Raw genomic sequence first — 17,986 nt, forward strand, 5'->3', positions numbered from 1 at the left:
AGGTCACCCCCTGTCCCCCGCTCGCCTCCGGGGCGCCTTTCAGGCGCCGCCTTCCCTCCTCGCTCCTTCGTCGCTCGTCAGTCCAGGCGACGCCGTGCCCCTCCGGCTCGCTCATGAGGTCACTCCCTTGCGGAACGGCAGGCGCGGGCGGGCGCGGCGGGCGTTCGCGGCGCGCCCCTGGCGCATCTCGCCGATCACGTCGGCGCCCAGCAGCTTGACGAACGCGTAGGCGACGACCGCGACGTAGAGGAACAGGATGGTGGAGTAGGCCGCCGCGGCGCCGTAGCGCAGGTTCGACGCCTCGTCGTAGGCCAGCATCGACAACGTCTGCACCGACTCCTTCTGCGCGCCGATCAGCACGAACGGCAGGTCGAACATGCGCAGCACGTCCAGCAGCCGGAACAGCACGGCGACCAGCAGCACCGGCTTGACCAGCGGCAGGGTGATCCGCCAGAACTGGTGCCAGGCGCCCGCGCCGTCCACCCGCGCGGCCTCGTGCACGTCGCGCGGGATCATCTGCAGCCCGGCCAGCACCAGCAGCCCGACGAACGGGGCGGTCTTCCAGGTGTCGGCGATGATCACGGCGAACTTGGCCTGGACGCCCTCGGTGGTCCACAGCACCTGGCGGCCGATCATCGCGTTGGCGACGCCGTCGGCCTGGAACACCCAGCGCCACAGCAGCGCCGACACGGCGGTCGGGATCGCCCACGGCACCAGGACGCTGGCCCGCACCAGCGCCCGGCCGCGGAAGGCCCAGTGCATGATGAGCGCCATGCAGACCCCGAGGACCGTCTCGACGGCGACGGTGGTGACGGTGAAGAACGAGGTGTTCCACAGCGCGCCCCAGAACACCGAGGAGCTCGGGCCGGAGAAGATGTCGAGGTAGTTCGACAGGCCGACGAACTGGTCGCCCTGCACGACGAACCCGTCGGCGTCCAGGCCCTGCCCGCGCCGGTACAGCGACTCGCGCAGCGCCGCCAGGATCGGGTAGCCGACGACCAGCGCGAGCACGACGAACGTCGGGGACAGCAGGATCGCGGCCAGGCGGCCGGAACGTCGCGGGTCGCCCCTGCGCCCGGCGGCCCTGACGCCGGTCCGGCCGGAGGGCGGCTGCTCGGGTGCGGCGATGATGGTGGTCATGGAAGCCTCCCTGGATCCCCGCCGGGACGCGGGCGTCCCGGCGGGGAGTCGCCGCTACTGCTGGGTCAGCTTTCCGAGCTGGGCCTGCATGTCGGCCAGCGCCTGGTCGGAGGACTTGGCGCCGGTGAGGGCGGCGTAGGCGTTCTCCTGGATCGCCTTGGTGACGTCGCCGTAGCGCACCGCCTCGGGCCGGGGCTTGGCCTTGAGCAGGGACTCCTTCAGCACGCCGAGGTAGGGGTACTTGTTCTTCAGGTCGGCGTCCTCGTAGAGGGCGGCGAGGGTGGGCGCCTCGGAGCTGGCGAGCATGTTGGCGCGCTCCTGCTCGGCGCTGGTGAGGTACTTGACGAAGTCGAGGGCGGTCGCCTTGTTCTTGGCGAACGCGGAGATGGCCAGGTTGTGGCCGCCGAGCGTGGGCGCGCCGGGGCCGTTCGGCCCGGGCAGCGGCGCCACGTCGAACTTGTCCTTGACGTCGGACTTGGTGGACAGGGCGTACTGGTAGGGCCACTGGCGCAGGAACACCAGGCCGCCCTTCTCGAAGGCGCGGCGCGCCTCCTCCTCCTTGTAGGTGATGGCCTGCTTGGGGATGAACCCGCTCTTGAAGCCCTGCACCAGGAATTCCAGGCCCTGCTTGGCCTGCGGGGTGTTGACGTTCGGCTTGCCCTGGTCGTCGACGACGGCGCCGCCGGCGCTGTGCACGGCCTCGGAGAAGTTGACGGTCAGGCCCTCGTACTTCTCGAACTGGCCGCCGTAGCACGAGACGCCGTCCTTGGCGACCTTGTCGCAGATCTGCTTCATCTCGTCCCAGGTCTTGGGCGGCCCGGACGCGCCGGCCTTCTTCACCAGGTCGGTGCGGTAGTAGAGCAGCCCGGCGTCGGTCTTCCACGGCGCGGCGTACAGGCGGCCCCGGTACTGGCCGGTGCGGACGGTCGGCGGCAGGAACTGCGACAGGTTGAACTGGTCCTGGGGCAGCGGCGCGATCCAGCGGTTGGCCGCGAACTCGGCGGTCCACACCACGTCGAGGTTGAGCACGGTGTAGGCGTCGGACTTGGCCTGGGCGTTCTGCACCATCTGCTGGCGCTGGGCGTCGGCCTCCTCGGGCAGCTCGACCAGCCGCACCTGCTCGTTGGGGTGCTGGGCGTTCCAGGCGTCGACCTGCTTCTGGACGTTGCCGGAGGTGTCCTTGCCCTGGACCAGCGTGATCGGGCCGCGTCCGGTCAGCTCGCCGGACGCCGCGTCCGAGCCGGAGCCGGAGTCGCCGCCGCCGCAGGCCGCCGTCAGCGCCGCCACGGTTCCCGCCGCGATCACGCAGCGGAGGGTCTTCCTCAGAGGGGTTGCCACGATCGTTCCCTTCTCTCGGGGGTTCTGCGCGTCAGTCGCCCCCGTCCGCCCCGCCGCGTCCCGCTCGGTTCCGGGACGCACGGCACGGGCTAGCGGGGGTTTTGGCCGGGCCGCTCCCGGGCCACCAGTTCCGGACGCAACATCACCCCCTCCGGCGGGCCGCCGGGTGCGCGGAACTGCCGGACCAGCAGGTCGACGACGTGGTACGCCACCTGGTCGAGCGGCTGGCGCACGCTCGACAGCGGCGGGGTCATCAGCGCCGCCGACGGGGAGTCGTCGTAGCCGACGACCTCCACGCGGGGACGCCCGGCGGGGTCGGCGCCGACCGCCTGGCGGGCCGCGACGGCGAAGGTGTCGCTGCCGCAGGCGAACGCGGTGGGCGGGTCCGGCTGCCGCACCAGCCGCCGCGCCACCGCCGCGACCTCGGCGGGGTCCTCGGCGCTGGCGCCCGACAGCCCCTCGGTGGCCAGGCCGTGCCGGCGCATGGCCGCCCGCCATCCGGCGCGCCGTTCGTCGCCGACCCGCGGGCCCTCGGGCCAGCCCAGGTAGGCGATGCGGCGGTGGCCGCGGGCGACCAGGTGGTCGACCGACTGCGCCAGCCCGTCGCCGCCGTCGACGTCCACCCACGAGCACGGCCCGGGGACGGTCGGACGGCCGAAGCTGACGCAGGGGATGCCGCGTTCGGCGCACCAGTCCAGCCGCTCGTCGGCGGTGTCGATGTCGGCCAGCACGAACCCGTCGACGGTGCCGGTGCCGATCAGCTCGGCGTAGGCGGCCAGCTCCTCGTCCACCGTGGACGCGCTGAACAGCAGCAGGTGGTAGCCGACGCCGCCGGCCGACTCGGCCAGCGCGTGCAGGAACCGGTCCAGCAGGTTGTTCAGCCCGCTCGGCGGAGCGATCTTGAAGCCGATGCAGCGGCTGGTGCGCTCGCGCAGGTTGCGCGCGGCCCGGTTGGGCAGGTAGCCCAGCTCGTCGATCGCCCGGCGGACCCGTTCGGCGGTGGCGGGGGCGACCCGGTCGGGCGCGTTCAGCACGTTCGACACCGTCTGGCGCGAGACCCCGGCGGCCGCGGCGACCTCGGAGATGGTCACGCCGCTGCGATCGCGCATGGGTCCCGTCACCCCCATTGGTTCGTCGGGCACCGGGCGATTTGATCGTTCAAACCGCCGTGTGAGCGATCAAATTGGCACTGTTTCGGGCATGTGTCAAGGGGATGACGACCATGTGGCCGCACGCGGACGGACGCGTGCGGACGGACGGACGCGGGTGCCGGTTCAGTCGTGCTCGCGCCAGGCGGGCTCCTGGCGTTCGTAGTGCTCGAAGGCCGTTTTCAGGCCGGTGCACACCTCGGCGGTGGTCTCCAGGAGCGCCTGCGCCCTCGGGTCATCGACCTTGCCGAGATCCTCCCGGGCGTGCCGGATGACGGCGGTGAGCATGTCGTGCAGCCTGCCGGTGTGGTGACGCGGATCGTCCTCCGGGTACCACGAGTAGTGCGGCATCGCGATCCTCCCCCGGTGACGGCGTGATCCGCCTGCTCGTACCCAGGCAGCCGGTCCCGACACCCGGGGGCCGCGTCACCGGGCGGCGGCGCCCGCCCTGACCGCCTCGGCGGGCACCGCCACCGACCTGCGCGGGAGCGTCCGCGCCAGGTGGGCGGCGACCCTGCGTGCGGCGAACGCGGTGCCCTGGACGAACTGCATGCCCGGCCCGAACGTCTGCTTGGCCATCAACCCGACCGCGTACAGGCCCGGCATGGACGTCTCGAAGTACGGCGACAGCCAGGGCGCCAGGCCGTCCCGCCGCAGCCCGTCGGCCAGGACCGGGTCCAGCAGGGGCAGGCGGCGCAGGTCGACCACGAAGCCGGTGCCGCAGACGACGTGGTCGGTGTCGATCTGGTGGGGCCGTTCGTCGGCGTCGGTGAGCGACAGCCGGACCCGGTCGCCGTCGGCCGCGGCGTCGGTGATCCGGTAACCCAGCAGCGTGGGCACGCGGTCGACGAACCGGTCGCGCAGCCACCAGGCGCCGGCCGGTCCCAGCGCGGTGCGGGCGATGTGCCGGCGGGTGGAGCCCGGCAGGCGCCGCACCGTGTGCGGCATGTTCGCGTACACCCAGGTCCGCCAGCCCGATCCGAGACCCGACTCGGGCGCGAGGACCCGGTCCCGCAGCGGGCGGCGCGGCACGGGAACGCCGTTCCAGCGCAGCCGCTCGGCGCGGGCGACCAGCCGCACCCGGGCGCCGGCCTCGTCCAGCAGCACCGCGGTCTCCAGGGCGGCCTGGCCCGCGCCGACGACGGTCACGTCCCGTCCGGTGAAACCACTGAGGTCGTGGTGGTCGATGGTGTGGCTGGCCAGCGTGGAGGGGAAGGCGGCCAGCGGCTCGGGGCGGCGGGCGAACGGCACGACGCCCACCGCGAGCACGACCGCCCGTGCCCGCGCCTGGTCGCCGTTGGCCAGCTCCAGCACGAACCCGCCGCCGGCGGTCCGCACCGCGGTCACCATCGACGGATCCAGGTGCGGCACGGCCTGCCGCTGGAACCACCGGCCGTAGTCGACGAAACGTTCCACCGGAATCGGCAGGCTCCGCGCGCACGGCAGGCTGTTGATCTCACAGAACGCCACGAAACTGTGGGAGTTCCCCGGAGCGGCCAGGCCGGAATTCTGCGGTTCGGATTTCAGCAGCATTCCCCGCGGCATGTTCCGCGCCCAGGTCCCCATGGGCTCACCGAACACGACGACGTCCAATCCGAGGGCGGCGGTGTGCGCCGCCACGGAAAGCCCATAGGGGCCGGCGCCCACCACCGCCACATCTGCCATGGAAGCGTTCACTACCGCGCCCCTCCACCGTTGAACCGAATCGCACCCACCTGTCTGGACGATCCTGCGACAGGGACACGGGAACACGCCAGTACCTGCGACTACTCCCGAATGAAGATTGGCCGCGGCTTTAGTTGATCAGGAGAATCGCGCACGCAGGGCGGGCAGCAGCTCGGCCCGCGCCCAGTCGCGGAAGTCCTTCTGCCGTTCGGCGCCGATCTGACAGAACGCGAGGTGGGTGTATCCGGCATCGGCCCATTGCGCCACCCGCCGAACATACTCCTCCACATCGTCGCCGCACGGCACCGCCGCGGCGACGTCCTCGGCCCGAACATTCTGGGACGCCGCCTCGAAATTGACCGGACCGGGCAGTTCGGACATTACTTTCCATCCGGAAAGGCCCCATTTCCACAGCCGGTGCGCGTGCCGCAGCGCCTCGTCGGGGTCGCTCCCGAACGACACCGGGAGCTGCCCGTGCACCGGCTTGCCCGCGCCTCCGCCGTCCCGGAACACCTTGACGACCTCCGGCATGAGCCGGTCGGTGACGAGCATGTCGCCCCGCTCGGCCGCCAGCCCGCCCGAACGCGGCCCGGATGCGGCCACGCCGATGGGGACGGGCTGCTCGGGCAGGTCGTAGAGCCTGGCGGACTCGACCGTGAAGTGCCGTCCGCGGTGGTTGACGTACCCGCCGCCGAACAGCCGGCGGATGATCTCCACGGCCTCGGCGAGCATCTCGTGCCGCACGTCCACCGGCGGCCAGTCGCGGCCGACCACGTGCTCGTTGAGCTTCTCGCCCGCGCCCAGGCCGAGGGTGAACCGCCCGTCCGACAGCACCCCCACGGTGGCGGCCTTCTGCGCCACCACGGCCGGGTGGTAGCGCACGATGGGGCAGGTGACGTACGTCATCAGCGGGATCCGCTCGGTGGCCTGCGCCAGCGCCCCGAGCACGGACCAGACATAGGCCGAGTGCCCCAGCTCCTCGATCCACGGGAAGTAGTGGTCGGAGATGACCGAGTAGTCGAATCCGGCGGCCTCGGCCCCCACCAGGTCCTCGACGAGCTGTTTGGGCGGCGTCTGTTCGCAGAGCAGCGTGTATCCGAATTCCATGCACGCTGCGCTACCCGGCCTGCCGGCGAAGATTCACCGCTGCCCGTGGCCGGGCAGGAGTCGGTGGCCTGCCTGCGGAAGTGGCCGGTGGAGGGGGCGGGCGCCCGGCCTCCGGCGGGTGAATGCAGTGCTCCCGCGATAGACGGGGAATGAGCCGTGCCGGAGGCCGGGCGCCTCGCACTCTACCGACATCCCGGGGCCCCGGCGGAATGACCGTTCCGGCGCCGGGTAGACCGTCGGCCGAACGATCCCCGGGCGAGAGGCGATGATCGCGGAAGTGTCGAGGCTGCGACGCAGTGATCCGGCTGAACCGGGGTTCCGGCGCCGCCGGTGCGGACGCGGGTTCCGCTACCTGAGACCGGACGGCACGCCCCTGCGGGACCCCGAGCAGCTCACGCGGATCAAGAACCTGACCATCCCCCCGGCGTGGACGCAGGTATGGATATGTCCGACGCCGGACGGCCACATCCAGGCGGTGGGCCGCGACTCGGCGGGCCGCCTGCAGTACCGCTACCACGACGAGTGGCGCAGGCGGCGGGACGCCGACAAGCACGACCGGGTCCTGGAGTTCGCCGCCGCGCTGCCGCGCGTCCGCGAGATCACGGCCGAGCACCTGACCGGCCGGGGGTTCTCCCGCGAACGCGTGCTGGCCGCCGCGGTCCGGCTGATCGACCTGGGGTTCTTCCGGTCCGGCGGCCGGGAGTACGCCGACGAGAACGGCACCTACGGCCTGGCCACGATCACGCGGGAGCACGTGCAGTGCCGCCACGGCGAGGTGATCTTCGAGTACACGGCCAAGGGCGCCAAGGAGCGCGAGCAGGCGGTCGCCGAGGAGAGCGTCTGCGCGGTCGTGCGCGGGCTCAAGCGCCGCACCGGCGGGGGCGAGGAGCTGCTGGCCTACCGCGACGGTGACGGCGGGTGGCGCAACGTGCGGGCGGAGGACATCAACGACTACCTGCGGGAGATCTCGGGGGGCGACTTCACCGCCAAGGACTTCCGCACCTGGCACGCGACCGTGCTGGCGGCGGTGGGCCTGGCGGTGTCGGCGCGGACCTCGGACTCCTCCCCGACGGCCCGCGCCAAGGCGGTCCGCCGGGTCGTGCAGGAGGTCGCCGACTATCTGGGCAACACCCCGGCCGTGGCGCGCGCCTCCTACATCGACCCGCGGATCATCGAGCGGTACGAGCGCGGCGAGACCATCGCCCACGCCCTGCCCGAGCTCGGCCGGGACGCCGGGTTCGGGGAGCTGGCCACGCAGGGCAGGACCGAGCAGGCCGTCCGCGAGTTGTTGCTGCGCGCCTCCGGCGAGGACGGGGGCGACGGCTGACCTTCCGTCCGCGTCCCGCCCCGGTCGGCCGCCGCCCGCGCGTCCGACGGCTCCCGCCATGGGGAACGGGCCGACAAAACGGGTAGGAACGGCTGGTCAACAGGGGGGTGGACATGTCGGACGCAGGGCTGTCCATGGGGGTCGAGGAGGAGTTCCTCCTGGTGGACCCGGTGACCGGAGCGACGGTCGCACGCGCCGAGCCGGTGCTGGCACGCGCGCGTGCCGCTCCCCTGCCCGCCCCCGACACCAGGCTCCAGGCGGAGCTGCTGAGGACGCAGGTGGAGGCCGCCACCGGGGTGTGCACCCGGCTGGACGAGGTGCGCCGCCAGCTGCGCGAGTCCCGGGCCCTGCTGGCCGACGCGGCCCGCGCGGAGGACGCGCGCCTGGTGTCGACGGGGACGGCGATCGCCGCCGCCCCCGCGCCGGCGTTCGCGTTCTCCCCCGGCGAGCGGTTCCAGCGGATCGCCGAGATGGGCGGCGGCGTGTTCGCCGACTACGAGGTGTGCGGCTGCCACGTCCACGTCGGCGTCCCGGACCGGGAGACCGCGCTCGCGGTGGTCAACCACCTGCGTCCCTGGCTGCCAACGCTGGTGGCGCTGGCGGTCAACTCGCCGATCGACCGGGGCCGCGACCGCGGGTTCGCCAGCTGCCGGGTGACCGAGAAGATGGGCCGGTTCCCCTGCTCGGGGGTGCCGCCGTGGTTCGGATCGGTCGCCGCGTACGAGCGCGAGCTGGCCCGGCTGGTCGACTGCGGGGCGATGGTGGACACGGCCATGACGTTCTGGCTGGCCCGTCCCTCGCCCCGGCTGCCGACCGTGGAGCTGCGCGGGGCGGACGCCGCGGCCACCGTCGAGGACGCCACGTTGCAGGCGGGGCTGTCGCGGGCGCTGGTGCGCACGGCGCTGGCCGACCTGGCGGCGGGGCGGGAGGCGCCGCACGTGCCGCAGGAGGTGTGCGCGGTGGCGCTGTGGTCGGCCGCCCGGTACGGCATGACCGGCCCCGGGGTGCATCCGCTGCGGGAACGCCGCGTGCCCGCCGCCGAGCTGGCCGCCGAGCTGATCGATCACGTCACGCCCGCGCTGGAGGACACCGGAGACCTGGCCGAGGTCCGCGCGCTGCTGGCGGGGGTGCTGCGGGACGGGACGGGCGCCGAGCGGCAGCGGCACGCCGACGCGCGCGGCGGCCCCCGGGCCGTGCTGGACCTGCTGGTGCGGCAGGCGGCGGGACGCCGGCAGGCCGAGCGGCAGGCCGGACCGACGCGAAGCATGGGCCCGTCCTGAACGGGTACCGGTGCGCGAAGGTCCCAAGGCGACGGGAGAGAGCATGACCCTGACCCCGACCGGTTCCACCTTCCCCCCGACCACCCGTGAGCCGGCCCCGCCGCTGCCCGAGCCGCGCGGGCCGCTGTCGGAGGCCGTGGTGACGGCGCTGCGCCGACCGGCGTCCGAACCCGCGCCGCCGCTGCTCGCGGCCGCCCATCCCGTCCTGCGCCGGTCCGCCGACCCGTACGGGGAGGACCTGCAGCTCGCCCTCTACACCTGCTACGAGCTGCACTACCGCGGGTTCGACGGGGTGGACACGGCCTGGGAGTGGTCACCGGACCTGCTGCGGCTGCGGGGCGGGATGGAGCGCGTCTTCCTCGACGCGCTGCGCGCCGACACGCCCGGCGGCGACGACGTCGAGGGGACGCTGAGCGCGCTGCTGGAGGAGCCGGCGGACGCCTACGGCGTCTCGCACCACCTGCGCGACCACGGGGAGCGGTGGCAGCTGCGCGAGTTCGTGGCGCACCGCTCGGCCTACCACCTCAAGGAGGCCGACCCGCACGCCTGGGTGATCCCGCGGCTGCGCGGGCGGGCCAAGGCGTCCCTGGTCGCGGTGGAGTTCGACGAGTTCGGCGGCGGCCGGGCCGAGGCGGTGCACGCCACGCTGTTCGCCGACCTGATGGACGATCTCGGCCTGGACTCCCGCTACGGCCGCTACCTGGATCTCGTCCCGGCGCCGATGCTGGCGATCGTGTCGATGATGTCGCTGTTCGGGCTGCACCGGGGGCTGCGCGGCGCGATGGTCGGGCACTTCGCCGCCGCCGAGATCACCACGCCGCCCACGGCGCGGCGGATGGCGCGGGCCCTGCGGCGGCTCGGGGCGGGCCCGCGGTGCACCCGCTTCTACACCGAGCACATCGAGGCCGACGCCGTCCACGAGCAGGTGCTGCGGCACGAGGTCGTCGGGGACCTGCTCGCCCACGAGCCGGAGCTGGCCGCCGACGTGGTGTTCGGCGCGCAGGCCACCGAACTGCTGGAGGACCGGTTCGGCGAGCACGTGCTGGCGTGCTGGCGGGCGGGCCGCAGCTCCCTGCGGCACCCGCTGCCCTCCCCCCGGCTCGCGGCGTCACGGGGCTGACGCCGCGTCAGGAGCCGGTGCCGCGCCGGTCGCGGGACTTGCGGCACCGGCGGTGGCTGGTGTCGCAGAACGGGTAGCGGCCGCTGGCGCCACAGGCGCACAACGCGACCATGAAGCGGTCCGAGGTGACCGAGGTCCCGTCGGGCAGCACCACCTCGACCGGGCCCTCGACCAGGATGGGCCCGCCGCGGTCGGCCAGGACGCGGCGCCGCGGCGCGGCCGCCTCATCCGCGGGGCCGGGTGTGGTCGGCACGGATCACCACCAGTTCCTCGTCGTCCTGCCCGGGCCGGATCGCGCCCCGGGCCAGCAGGTCGGCCGTCCGGGACCGCATGACCGGCCCGAACGGCTCGCGCCTGCGCGCCGCCACCGACGTCTTCAGCCCGGCGGCCCGCAGGGCGCGCAGCGTGTCGTCCACCCCGCACACCGACGACTGGGCGACCAGCAGCGTCCCGCCCGGCGCCAGGTGCCTGGGCGCCTGGTCGCAGATCCGATCGAGCAGCGCACGCCCGTCGGGGCCCGCGTCCCAGCAGCGGGACCGTCCGTGCCGCGGCGGCGGGAACCGCCCCGACGGAACGTACGGGGGGTTGGCCAGGATGACGTCGAACAGTTCGCCCGCGACGGGCGTAAGGAGGTCGCCGCGGTGCACGCGCACGCGCGCTCCCCGAAGGCGCGCGTTGACCCGGGTGGCCAGCACGGCCCGGACGGACAGGTCCACCGCGACGACCGCCCCCGCCGTCTCGCGCGCCGCCGCCACCGCGACCGCACCGGTGCCGGTGCACAGGTCCAGCACTCGGGCGCCGCGCGGCACGGTCGCCTGCCGCAGGGCCTCGGTGAGCAGGGCCGTGTCCGCCTGCGGGCGATACACCCCCGGCAGCCTCAACATCCACATCTTTCGCCGAATACCCTCCACACACCTGCCAAACATGATCAAATCCAGACAAGACGGAGATACAGTCGTTCCGTGACGGACGATCGGCACCCGGCGACGGGCTTCACGCACCGGATCAGGGTGCGGTACAGCGAGTGCGACATGCAGGGCGTGGTGTTCAACGCCAACTACTTCGTCTACCTCGACGACGCCCTCGACCAGTGGTTCCGGCACTCGCTCGACGCCGGATACCTCGACCGGTTCGAGTACATGGTCAAGAAGGCGGCGATGGAGTGGTCGGCTCCGGCGCGCGTGCACGACGTGATCGAGCTGCGACCGCGCGTGACGCGGTGGGGGCGGACGTCGTTCGACATCGCGGTGAGCCTGTCCATGGACGGCCGTCCGATCGGCGAGGCGGAGTTCGTGATGATCAGCATCCGGCCGGGGACGCACCGGCCCGTGCCCGTCCCGGACGAGGTGCGCCGGGCGCTGGACGGCCAGGCCGCCTCGAACGGCGCAGCCGCCACGGATCAGAAGCGTTCGTCGAGCCGGTAGGCACGGCGGGCGTTGCCCGACGCGATCATCTCGGCGACGCGCGCGGCGTCGCGCTCCGTCCAGGAGCCCTCGGCCACGCCCTCGGCGAGGACGCGCCCCAGGCCGCGGCGGAACTGCAGCGCCCCCAGGTGGAACAGCTCGGGCAGGCCGTAGGCGTCGGAGGCGAACAGCACCTTGCCGAACGGCGCCAGTTCCATCAGCTCGGCGAGGATGACGGGCGCCCGGTCACCGAGGTTGTGGGTGCCCAGGCTGACGTCGACGAAGACGTTGGGGAACACCTGCGCCAGGTAGCCGGCGTTGCGGTGGAACGGGTAGTTGTGCAGCAGCATGACCGGGACGTTCTTGCGGGACAGCTCCTGGAGCAGGCCGGTGAGCAGCAGCGGGTCACCGCGGCGCAGGTCGGCCTCGGCGTCGCCGTAGCCGACGTGGAACTGGATCGGCAGCCCGATGTCGCACGCGCACCACACCAGGAAGCGGTGCAGCACCTCGTCCTGGATGCGCGGCGGGGCGTCGCATCCGGCCAGGCCGCGCTCGGTGTCCCGGAGCAGGCGCCCGGCCGCCTTCGTCACCTCCTCGCCCGACGGCCGCTTCCCCGACAGCTCCAGCCCGGCCCGGTAGGCGGCGATCGACTTGAACCCGGCCACCCGCGGCGCGCGGGCCTCCAGCCGGGTGCGCACCTCCCCGGCGAACGCCGAGGCGCCCACACCGTCGGCGACGACCTCCTCGGCCAGCGTCTCCAGCCGCAGGATCTCGTGCGCGGGCGCGTCGGCCAGGCCGCCCAGTTCGGCGGGCTCCAGCAGCGAGTCGGGGATGTAGCCGGTGTCCACGCACAGCGCCTCCAGGCCCGCCGCCCGCAGGAACCGGCGGTTCACCTCGGCCGCGCCCAGTTCGGCCCGGCGCGCGAGGTAGTCCTCCGGGTCGGCGTGGACGGGCAGGTCGAGCACCGGCGCGCACCAGCGCCGCACCGCGAATCCGATCCGCGAGTGGAACAGGCTGCCGCCCAGCTCCCCGGCCTCGTCGGCCTCGGTCAGCAGCGACTCGAACGCGGCGCGGCCGAGGTCGCCGCGGACGACGCCGTGGCAGTGGTGGTCCACCAGCGGCAGCGTCTCGATCTTCTCCTCGAACACGGCGTCCCCCAATCGACGCATGGTCGTGGCCTCGGATCGACCCGACTTCTACGATGCCCGTAGGAACAGCCTTCGCACCCGATGCGATCTGCGACCAGGGGGCCGTCGTGGTAGCAGTCCTGGATGACGCGTGGCCGCCGCTGGACCGCGCGGCACGCGACCGGCTCGGCAGGCGCGCCGCCGCGGCGGCCCGGGCCCTGGGCGACCAGGACGTGGTGGCGGTGGCGCTGACGTGGGTCGACACGAGCGGCATCACCCGCACCAAGGCGGTGCCGACGGCGCGTCTCGGGCACGCGGCCGAGTGGGGCGTCGGCATGTCGCCCGTGTTCGACGCCTTCCTGCTGGACGACTCGATCACCACCGGCCGGTACGCCGGCGGGCCGGTCGGCGACCTGCGGCTGCATCCCGACCTCGACCGCCTGACGCCGCTGGCGGCGCTGCCGGGCTGGGCGTGGGCCCCCGCCGACCGGTACGCCCAGGACGGCACCGTGCACCCGTTGGACGCCCGGGCGCTGCTGCGCCGCGAGACCGCCCGGCTGGCCGCGGGCGGCTGGTCGGTGCGCGCGGCGTTCGAGATCGAGTGGGTGGTGTCCGAGGGCGACGGCGACGACGACGGTTTCGTCCCGGCCTGCCACGGCCCCGCCTACGGCATGACGCGGATCAGCGAGCTGCCCGACTACCTGCGCGACGTGCTCACGTCGCTGGCCGCCACCGGCGTGACGGTGGTGCAGATCCACCCCGAGTACTCGGCCGGGCAGTACGAGCTATCCGTGGCGCCCGAGGACCCCGTGGGCGCGGCCGACACCGCCGTGCTGGTGCGCGAGACGATCCGGGCGGTGACGTTGCGGCACGGGCTGGCGGCCTCGTTCTCCCCGAAGGTGGAGGCGGACGCGGTCGGCAACGGCCAGCACGTCCACCTGAGCCTGTGGCGGGACGGCGCGCCGGAGCCCGCGGACGGCGCGGGGCCGGTGAACGCCATGACCGGCGGCGACGGCCCGTTCGGGATGACGGCCGCCGCGGAGTCGTTCGCGGCGGGCATCCTGGAGCGGCTGCCCGCGCTGCTGGCGGTCGGCGCGCCGTCGGTGGCCAGCTACCTGCGCCTGATCCCGTCGCACTGGGCGGGCGCCTACGCCTGCTGGGGCCTGGAGAACCGCGAGGCGGCGCTGCGGTTCGTCACCGGGCCGGACGACGAGCGGGCGCAGGCGGCCAACCTGGAGATCAAGTGCTTCGACGCCGCCGCCAACCCCTATCTGGCGCTGGCGGCGCTGCTGGCCGCGGGCCGTGCCGGGATCGGCGCGGAGGCCGTGCTGCCCGCCCCGGTCGACGTCGACCCGGCCTCCCTGGAGCCGGCGGACCTGGCCGGACGCGGCATCGTCCGGCTGCCCACCTCGCTCGGCGCGGCGGTGCGGGCGTTCGAGGCCGATCCGGTGCTGCGCGACGCGCTGGGCGAGGCCGTGATCGACACCGTCGCCGCCGTACGGCGCGGCGAGATCGACCTGCTGGACGGGGCCTCCCCGGAGGAGATCGCCGCCGCGACCCGCTGGCGGCACTGACCCGGCGCGCCGTCCCGCCTAGAACGTGACGAGCGGGTCGCCCACGAAGTCGGCCACGAAGTTGACGAAGAAGAACCCGAAGAACAGGAAGTTCAGCACCAGGATCGCGTGGTGCCACGGCCGGGGCCGCGCCGCCCGCGGCAACCGGGAGTTCAGGTACATCAGCATGAACGGGTAGATCAGCGCGCCCAGGTTGGACATGTTGGCCGACCACTGCACCAGGCTGACCGGCAGCGCGAGGTGCAGGACGACCGCGATGACCACCAGCAGCACCAGCATGAACGGGTAGTACAGGCGGCGCGGGTCGCCCTCCAGGAGCGCGCGCAGGCGGGGGCTGGTGGCGTGCGCGGTGTCGGTCGCCGCCCGCACCATCCCCTCGAAGATCCCCAGCTGGGTGCTGAACAGCACCAGCACGCCCAGCAGCAGCGCCAGGTAGAACAGCCACCGCCCGTACTCGGCGTCGAGGGCGGAGGCGACGAACGTGGGCATGTCGGCCTGCGTGGGCCGGGTGCCGGTCAGCTCGACGGCGCGGGCCATCAGGATCGTCGGCAGCAGCATGCCGAGCATCGCACCGACGAAGAACACGCCCCACATGTCCGCCAGCAGCAGCCGGTACCAGCGGCGCCACAGCGCGGTGTTCTTCTCGTCGTCGGGGAAGGTCACGCCGCTGGGCAGGAGCTTGACGCGTTCGCCGCGCATCCCGGCGATGAACCCGGCGCGGTGGCCCATGCCGTAGCCCTTGTCGCGGTAGTGCCCCATGACGTACCAGTTCAGCCCGGACGCCAGCGCGGTGAACCCGGCCAGCCCGCCGATCTGGGTGGCGGTGATGCCGTCGGGCGGCGCGGCCGGGGTGACGAAGCCCTTGAGGCCGTCCCACCACAGCCCGAAGGGCACCACGAACAGGCACAGGATCAGCAGGCCGAGCAGGATCGTCCCGACCATCAGCCAGTTGGCCAGCTCCAGCGCGCGCGACACGCGCCGTGCCCCGGCGGCGATCAGGAAGACGACGACCAGCAGCGCGATCGCCCACAGCCGCGGCTCCTCGGCGCCCTCCCCCGGCACCTCCCCGTGCACCAGCGCGTACATGCCCTGCCCGGCGGACGCGGCCCAGCCGCCCGCGATGAACGCGAAGATCACCACCAGGACCGACAGCGGCACCCACAGGAACCAGCCGGGCGGGACGCGGCCCCAGCCGACCACCGGCGCCTCACCGGTCGCCATCACGTACCGGGAGCACTCGATGTTGTAGAGGGTCTGCAGCACCGCCGACACGACGATGACCCAGCCGACGCCCTCGAAGCCGAACTGGCCGACCGCCTGCGGGCCGAGCAGCCACTCGCCGCTGCCGATCGAGATGCCGAGCGCGATGAGGCTCGGCCCGAGCGCGTGGCGGAACAGCTCGCGGGGGCCGATGCGGCGCACCCCGAAGACCTCTTCGGGGGTGGGCAGGTCAGTGATCGGCAGGTCGGGCCGGCTGACGCCGAGCGGGCGGGTGGCGGAGCGAGCGTCGGGGGCGGGGGTGGGGCCGGCCATACGGATCTCCAGGCGGACGCGCCCCCGACTTCCTCGGCTGACTGCATGATCCGTCACCGAGGCGACGCCGACAACCCCCTCCAGCAAACGTTTTCCGGATTTCGCGGCGTCAGCTCCGGCGCGCCGGGCTCACAAGCCGGGTGGAGCGGGGTCGGTGCGGGAGGGACCGCACGAGGCCGTGACCACCCGTCCGGCCGCGTACGGCTGCACGCGGACCTGCACCTCACCGCAGGCGCAGCGGGTGTAGGCGACCACTCCCTCGGAGGTCAGGTGCCGCGACAGCACCTGGTAGATCTCGCTTTCCGGCCAGCCGCAGCGCGGGCACTCGTCCACGACGCTCCCGTCCGTCTGTGTCTCCGGCGTTCCCACCGGACGTCCGTAAGGGTTATAACTAATATGTCGTTTACAGCATGACATGGGAGTGGGAGCCGGGGCAACGATGCGGATCACGGGATACAAGAGCCACGGGGTCGCGGCCGCCGTGGCCCTGGTGAACGCGGTCACCTCACGGGACGGCGATGACGGCGAGGACGCGCTGCGGGCGGTGCTGCGCGAGAACGGTTTCTTCTGGCACCAGTTCGAGTCGCGCGACGCCGAGCCGTTCCGCCGCTGGGGGCGGGCGCTGCGGCCGTTCTTCGAGGCCACCGAACTGGAGCAGGCCGTGGCGCTGCTCAACGAGCTGATGGCGGAGGTGCCCATGCACCCCCACCTGGCTGACCACGACCCGCACGGCCTGCACATCCACTACGCGCCGCCGTCTGCGCGCCTGCCGCACCGCTTCCGCGCGACGACGCTGATGAACCTGTCGGAGCTGGTGGTCGAGCACGGGCTGAGCCGCACGGGCGTGTGCGCCGCGCCCGGCTGCGACCGCGTCTACGCCGACACCTCGCGCGCCGGGCGGCGCCGGTTCTGCTCGGAGAACTGCGCCAACCGCACCAACGTCGCCGCCTTCCGCGCCCGCCGGCGCGCCCCCCGCGACGCCGACCCCGGCCCCGGCGACTCCGGGCCCGACGACTCCGGGCTCTGAGCCGCGGCCGGGACGCCGCTGGGGCACGGTGCCGGTCGTCCGGACAGCGGGACGCCCCGTCCCGCCGAGGGCGGGACGGGGCGTTGGGGGGAGGAGAAGGGATCAGTGGGTGCCGTGGTCCCGGGCCGCCGAGGCGCCGCCGGGGAGCGACGGGCCCCGCGGCGGGATCCTGTCGGCGGCGGCCGGGTCGAGGCGGTCAAGGGCGCCGGACGCGGCGGCCTCGGCCAGCTCGACCATCGACCGGTAGGCCGTGCGGACCTGGAAGTGCTCGCGCTCGGGCGGCAGGGCGCTCAGCTCGACCAGCAGGGAGGCGCTGCCGAGCAGGCCGTAGGCGTTGCGCGCGATGCCCTGGTAGGTGCCGCCCGGGTACTGCGACACCACGGCGCCCGCGCGGGTGAACGCGTCGTGCACCGCCACGCCGACCTGCTTGGAGCGGCGCAGCGCGGCGGCGGACACCGACGGGTGGTTCGGCCACAGGATCGACGTGGTGATCTCGCGGCCGTCCGGCGGCGGGAAGGCGTAGCGGCCCTGCATGTGGTAGTCGACGACGATCGACGGGCGGAACGCGGCGTAGGTCCGCTGGATCACCGCGGCCTCGGTCGCCGGGTTGTCGCCGGGCGCGACGGCCGGGTCGTGGTAGCGGTTGATGTCGTAGCCCTTGCCGGGCTCGCCGTACTCGGGGTCGGCGTCGGGGTCGTAGTTGTAGCGCCACTGGTGCTCGTGGCCGTCGGGGTTGGCGCGCACCACGATCCCCAGCGTGATCTTCGAGCGGACGGCGCGGGCGGCGCGGCTGTCGGACTGGCCCAGGGTGCGCAGCGCGGCCAGGGCCGACTCGGTGCCCAGGGGCTCGTCGCCGTGCTGCTGCGTCACGTACATCACTCGCCTGGGTCCGGAGCCGAGCGTGGCGAACCAGATGGGACGGCCCTCGTTGGACTTGCCGACGCTGCGGACGGTGACCCGCCCGTGGGAGGCGCGCTCGATCTGCTTGAGGGTGCGCGCCAGCTCGGCGTTGCTGTGCAGCCGGACGCCGCCCTTCTGCGCCTGGGGCGCGGCGGCCTGCGGGGCGGCGGTGATCGTCGTGGCGTGGGCCGGGGCCACCAGTGCTCCGGCGGCCATCGCGAGTGCGGCCAGGCCGACGGTTCCGGTGCGGGCACGCGGATGCGTCACGGGGGGATTCCTCCAGATGGGGGGTTCGGG

Annotated in this window: 18 protein-coding genes; 6 read left to right on the forward strand and 12 right to left on the reverse strand. The window is 73.5% G+C overall.

All coding sequences use genetic code 11. The features are described from left to right. Positions 1-111: 111 nt before the first annotated feature. From ABZ801_RS24315 to ABZ801_RS24340, 6 genes are all read right to left on the reverse strand, one after another. A complete protein-coding gene (locus tag ABZ801_RS24315) occupies positions 112-1,140 on the reverse strand; it encodes a sugar ABC transporter permease (protein ID WP_360701628.1) in 1,029 nt (342 codons plus the stop codon). A 54-nt stretch (positions 1,141-1,194) separates the two neighbouring features. Then, entirely contained in the window at positions 1,195-2,445 is a 1,251-nt protein-coding gene (locus ABZ801_RS24320; protein WP_360701630.1) for an ABC transporter substrate-binding protein, read from the reverse strand. 122 nt (positions 2,446-2,567) lie between these two features. Continuing rightward, on the reverse strand, positions 2,568-3,587 hold the full coding sequence (locus tag ABZ801_RS24325; RefSeq protein WP_360701632.1) for a LacI family DNA-binding transcriptional regulator: 1,020 nt from the start codon (positions 3,585-3,587) through the stop codon (positions 2,568-2,570). Positions 3,588-3,752: 165 nt separating this feature from the next. Then, entirely contained in the window at positions 3,753-3,977 is a 225-nt protein-coding gene (locus tag ABZ801_RS24330; RefSeq protein ID WP_344946558.1) for a hypothetical protein, read from the reverse strand. A 75-nt stretch (positions 3,978-4,052) separates the two neighbouring features. Continuing rightward, a complete protein-coding gene (locus ABZ801_RS24335) occupies positions 4,053-5,291 on the reverse strand; it encodes an FAD-dependent oxidoreductase (protein ID WP_360701637.1) in 1,239 nt (412 codons plus the stop codon). A gap of 138 nt (positions 5,292-5,429) precedes the next feature. Then, complete coding sequence (locus ABZ801_RS24340) at positions 5,430-6,398, reverse strand: TIGR03557 family F420-dependent LLM class oxidoreductase (RefSeq protein ID WP_360701640.1); 969 nt, start codon at positions 6,396-6,398, stop codon at positions 5,430-5,432. 277 nt (positions 6,399-6,675) lie between these two features. Between ABZ801_RS24340 and ABZ801_RS24345 the strand changes: the two genes are divergently transcribed. The 3 genes from ABZ801_RS24345 (at position 6,676) to ABZ801_RS24355 (ending at position 10,125) form a co-directional block, all read left to right on the forward strand. Beyond that, on the forward strand, positions 6,676-7,725 hold the full coding sequence (locus tag ABZ801_RS24345) for a DNA topoisomerase IB (protein WP_360701642.1): 1,050 nt from the start codon (positions 6,676-6,678) through the stop codon (positions 7,723-7,725). Positions 7,726-7,838: 113 nt separating this feature from the next. Then, positions 7,839-9,005, forward strand: coding sequence for a glutamate--cysteine ligase (locus ABZ801_RS24350; RefSeq protein WP_360701644.1), 1,167 nt, complete (start codon positions 7,839-7,841; stop codon positions 9,003-9,005). 43 nt (positions 9,006-9,048) lie between these two features. Next, positions 9,049-10,125: an iron-containing redox enzyme family protein gene (locus ABZ801_RS24355; RefSeq protein WP_360701647.1), complete on the forward strand. Its 1,077-nt coding sequence runs from the start codon at positions 9,049-9,051 to the stop codon at positions 10,123-10,125. Between the two features lie 7 nt (positions 10,126-10,132). Here ABZ801_RS24355 and ABZ801_RS24360 read toward each other — a convergent pair whose 3' ends face one another. Next, the gene (locus tag ABZ801_RS24360) at positions 10,133-10,378 is read right to left on the reverse strand and encodes a CDGSH iron-sulfur domain-containing protein (protein ID WP_360701650.1); all 246 of its coding nucleotides are present in this window, start codon (positions 10,376-10,378) and stop codon (positions 10,133-10,135) included. After that, positions 10,350-11,051, reverse strand: a complete 702-nt coding sequence (locus ABZ801_RS24365; protein ID WP_360701652.1) for a HemK2/MTQ2 family protein methyltransferase — start codon at positions 11,049-11,051, stop codon at positions 10,350-10,352. The genes ABZ801_RS24360 and ABZ801_RS24365 overlap by 29 nt, the downstream gene beginning before the upstream one ends. A 36-nt stretch (positions 11,052-11,087) precedes the next feature. On the opposite strand from ABZ801_RS24365, the gene ABZ801_RS24370 reads away from it, so the two are divergent. Continuing rightward, positions 11,088-11,549, forward strand: a complete 462-nt coding sequence (locus ABZ801_RS24370) for a thioesterase family protein (protein ID WP_344946535.1) — start codon at positions 11,088-11,090, stop codon at positions 11,547-11,549. On the opposite strand, the gene ABZ801_RS24375 is transcribed toward ABZ801_RS24370, so the two are convergent. Then, complete coding sequence (locus ABZ801_RS24375) at positions 11,525-12,688, reverse strand: amidohydrolase family protein (protein WP_360701655.1); 1,164 nt, start codon at positions 12,686-12,688, stop codon at positions 11,525-11,527. The two genes, ABZ801_RS24370 and ABZ801_RS24375, sit on opposite strands and share 25 nt — an antisense overlap. 95 nt (positions 12,689-12,783) lie before the next feature. Between ABZ801_RS24375 and ABZ801_RS24380 the strand changes: the two genes are divergently transcribed. Then, complete coding sequence (locus tag ABZ801_RS24380; RefSeq protein WP_360701657.1) at positions 12,784-14,229, forward strand: glutamine synthetase family protein; 1,446 nt, start codon at positions 12,784-12,786, stop codon at positions 14,227-14,229. An 18-nt stretch (positions 14,230-14,247) separates the two neighbouring features. Here the strand turns inward: ABZ801_RS24380 and ABZ801_RS24385 are convergent, their stop codons facing one another. After that, positions 14,248-15,762, reverse strand: coding sequence for an Nramp family divalent metal transporter (locus tag ABZ801_RS24385; RefSeq protein WP_360701660.1), 1,515 nt, complete (start codon positions 15,760-15,762; stop codon positions 14,248-14,250). Positions 15,763-15,891: 129 nt separating this feature from the next. Continuing rightward, on the reverse strand, positions 15,892-16,131 hold the full coding sequence (locus ABZ801_RS24390) for a hypothetical protein (protein ID WP_360701663.1): 240 nt from the start codon (positions 16,129-16,131) through the stop codon (positions 15,892-15,894). A gap of 70 nt (positions 16,132-16,201) precedes the next feature. Between ABZ801_RS24390 and ABZ801_RS24395 the strand changes: the two genes are divergently transcribed. Then, positions 16,202-16,789, forward strand: a complete 588-nt coding sequence (locus ABZ801_RS24395; protein WP_360701666.1) for a CGNR zinc finger domain-containing protein — start codon at positions 16,202-16,204, stop codon at positions 16,787-16,789. A gap of 102 nt (positions 16,790-16,891) precedes the next feature. Here the strand turns inward: ABZ801_RS24395 and ABZ801_RS24400 are convergent, their stop codons facing one another. After that, positions 16,892-17,956 (reverse strand): M14 family zinc carboxypeptidase, encoded by a 1,065-nt coding sequence (locus ABZ801_RS24400; protein ID WP_360701669.1) that lies wholly within the window; start codon positions 17,954-17,956, stop codon positions 16,892-16,894. Positions 17,957-17,986 lie beyond the last annotated feature (30 nt).

The sequence above is a fragment of the Actinomadura sp. NPDC047616 genome, assembly GCF_040642915.1.
In the GTDB taxonomy this organism is placed as follows: domain Bacteria; phylum Actinomycetota; class Actinomycetes; order Streptosporangiales; family Streptosporangiaceae; genus Spirillospora; species Spirillospora miaoliensis.

Excerpts from the sequence above, each read along its gene's own strand:
- ABZ801_RS24385 (WP_360701660.1), bottom strand. The coding sequence starts at position 15,762 with ATGGCCGGCCCCACCCCCGCCCCCGACGCTCGCTCCGCCACCCGCCCG.
- ABZ801_RS24350 (WP_360701644.1), top strand. The coding sequence starts at position 7,839 with ATGTCGGACGCAGGGCTGTCCATGGGGGTCGAGGAGGAGTTCCTCCTG.
- ABZ801_RS24335 (WP_360701637.1), bottom strand. The coding sequence starts at position 5,291 with ATGGCAGATGTGGCGGTGGTGGGCGCCGGCCCCTATGGGCTTTCCGTG.
- ABZ801_RS24330 (WP_344946558.1), bottom strand. The coding sequence starts at position 3,977 with ATGCCGCACTACTCGTGGTACCCGGAGGACGATCCGCGTCACCACACC.
- ABZ801_RS24365 (WP_360701652.1), bottom strand. The coding sequence starts at position 11,051 with ATGTTTGGCAGGTGTGTGGAGGGTATTCGGCGAAAGATGTGGATGTTG.
- ABZ801_RS24315 (WP_360701628.1), bottom strand. The coding sequence starts at position 1,140 with ATGACCACCATCATCGCCGCACCCGAGCAGCCGCCCTCCGGCCGGACC.
- ABZ801_RS24395 (WP_360701666.1), top strand. The coding sequence starts at position 16,202 with ATGCGGATCACGGGATACAAGAGCCACGGGGTCGCGGCCGCCGTGGCC.
- ABZ801_RS24325 (WP_360701632.1), bottom strand. The coding sequence starts at position 3,587 with ATGCGCGATCGCAGCGGCGTGACCATCTCCGAGGTCGCCGCGGCCGCC.
- ABZ801_RS24355 (WP_360701647.1), top strand. The coding sequence starts at position 9,049 with ATGACCCTGACCCCGACCGGTTCCACCTTCCCCCCGACCACCCGTGAG.
- ABZ801_RS24340 (WP_360701640.1), bottom strand. The coding sequence starts at position 6,398 with ATGGAATTCGGATACACGCTGCTCTGCGAACAGACGCCGCCCAAACAG.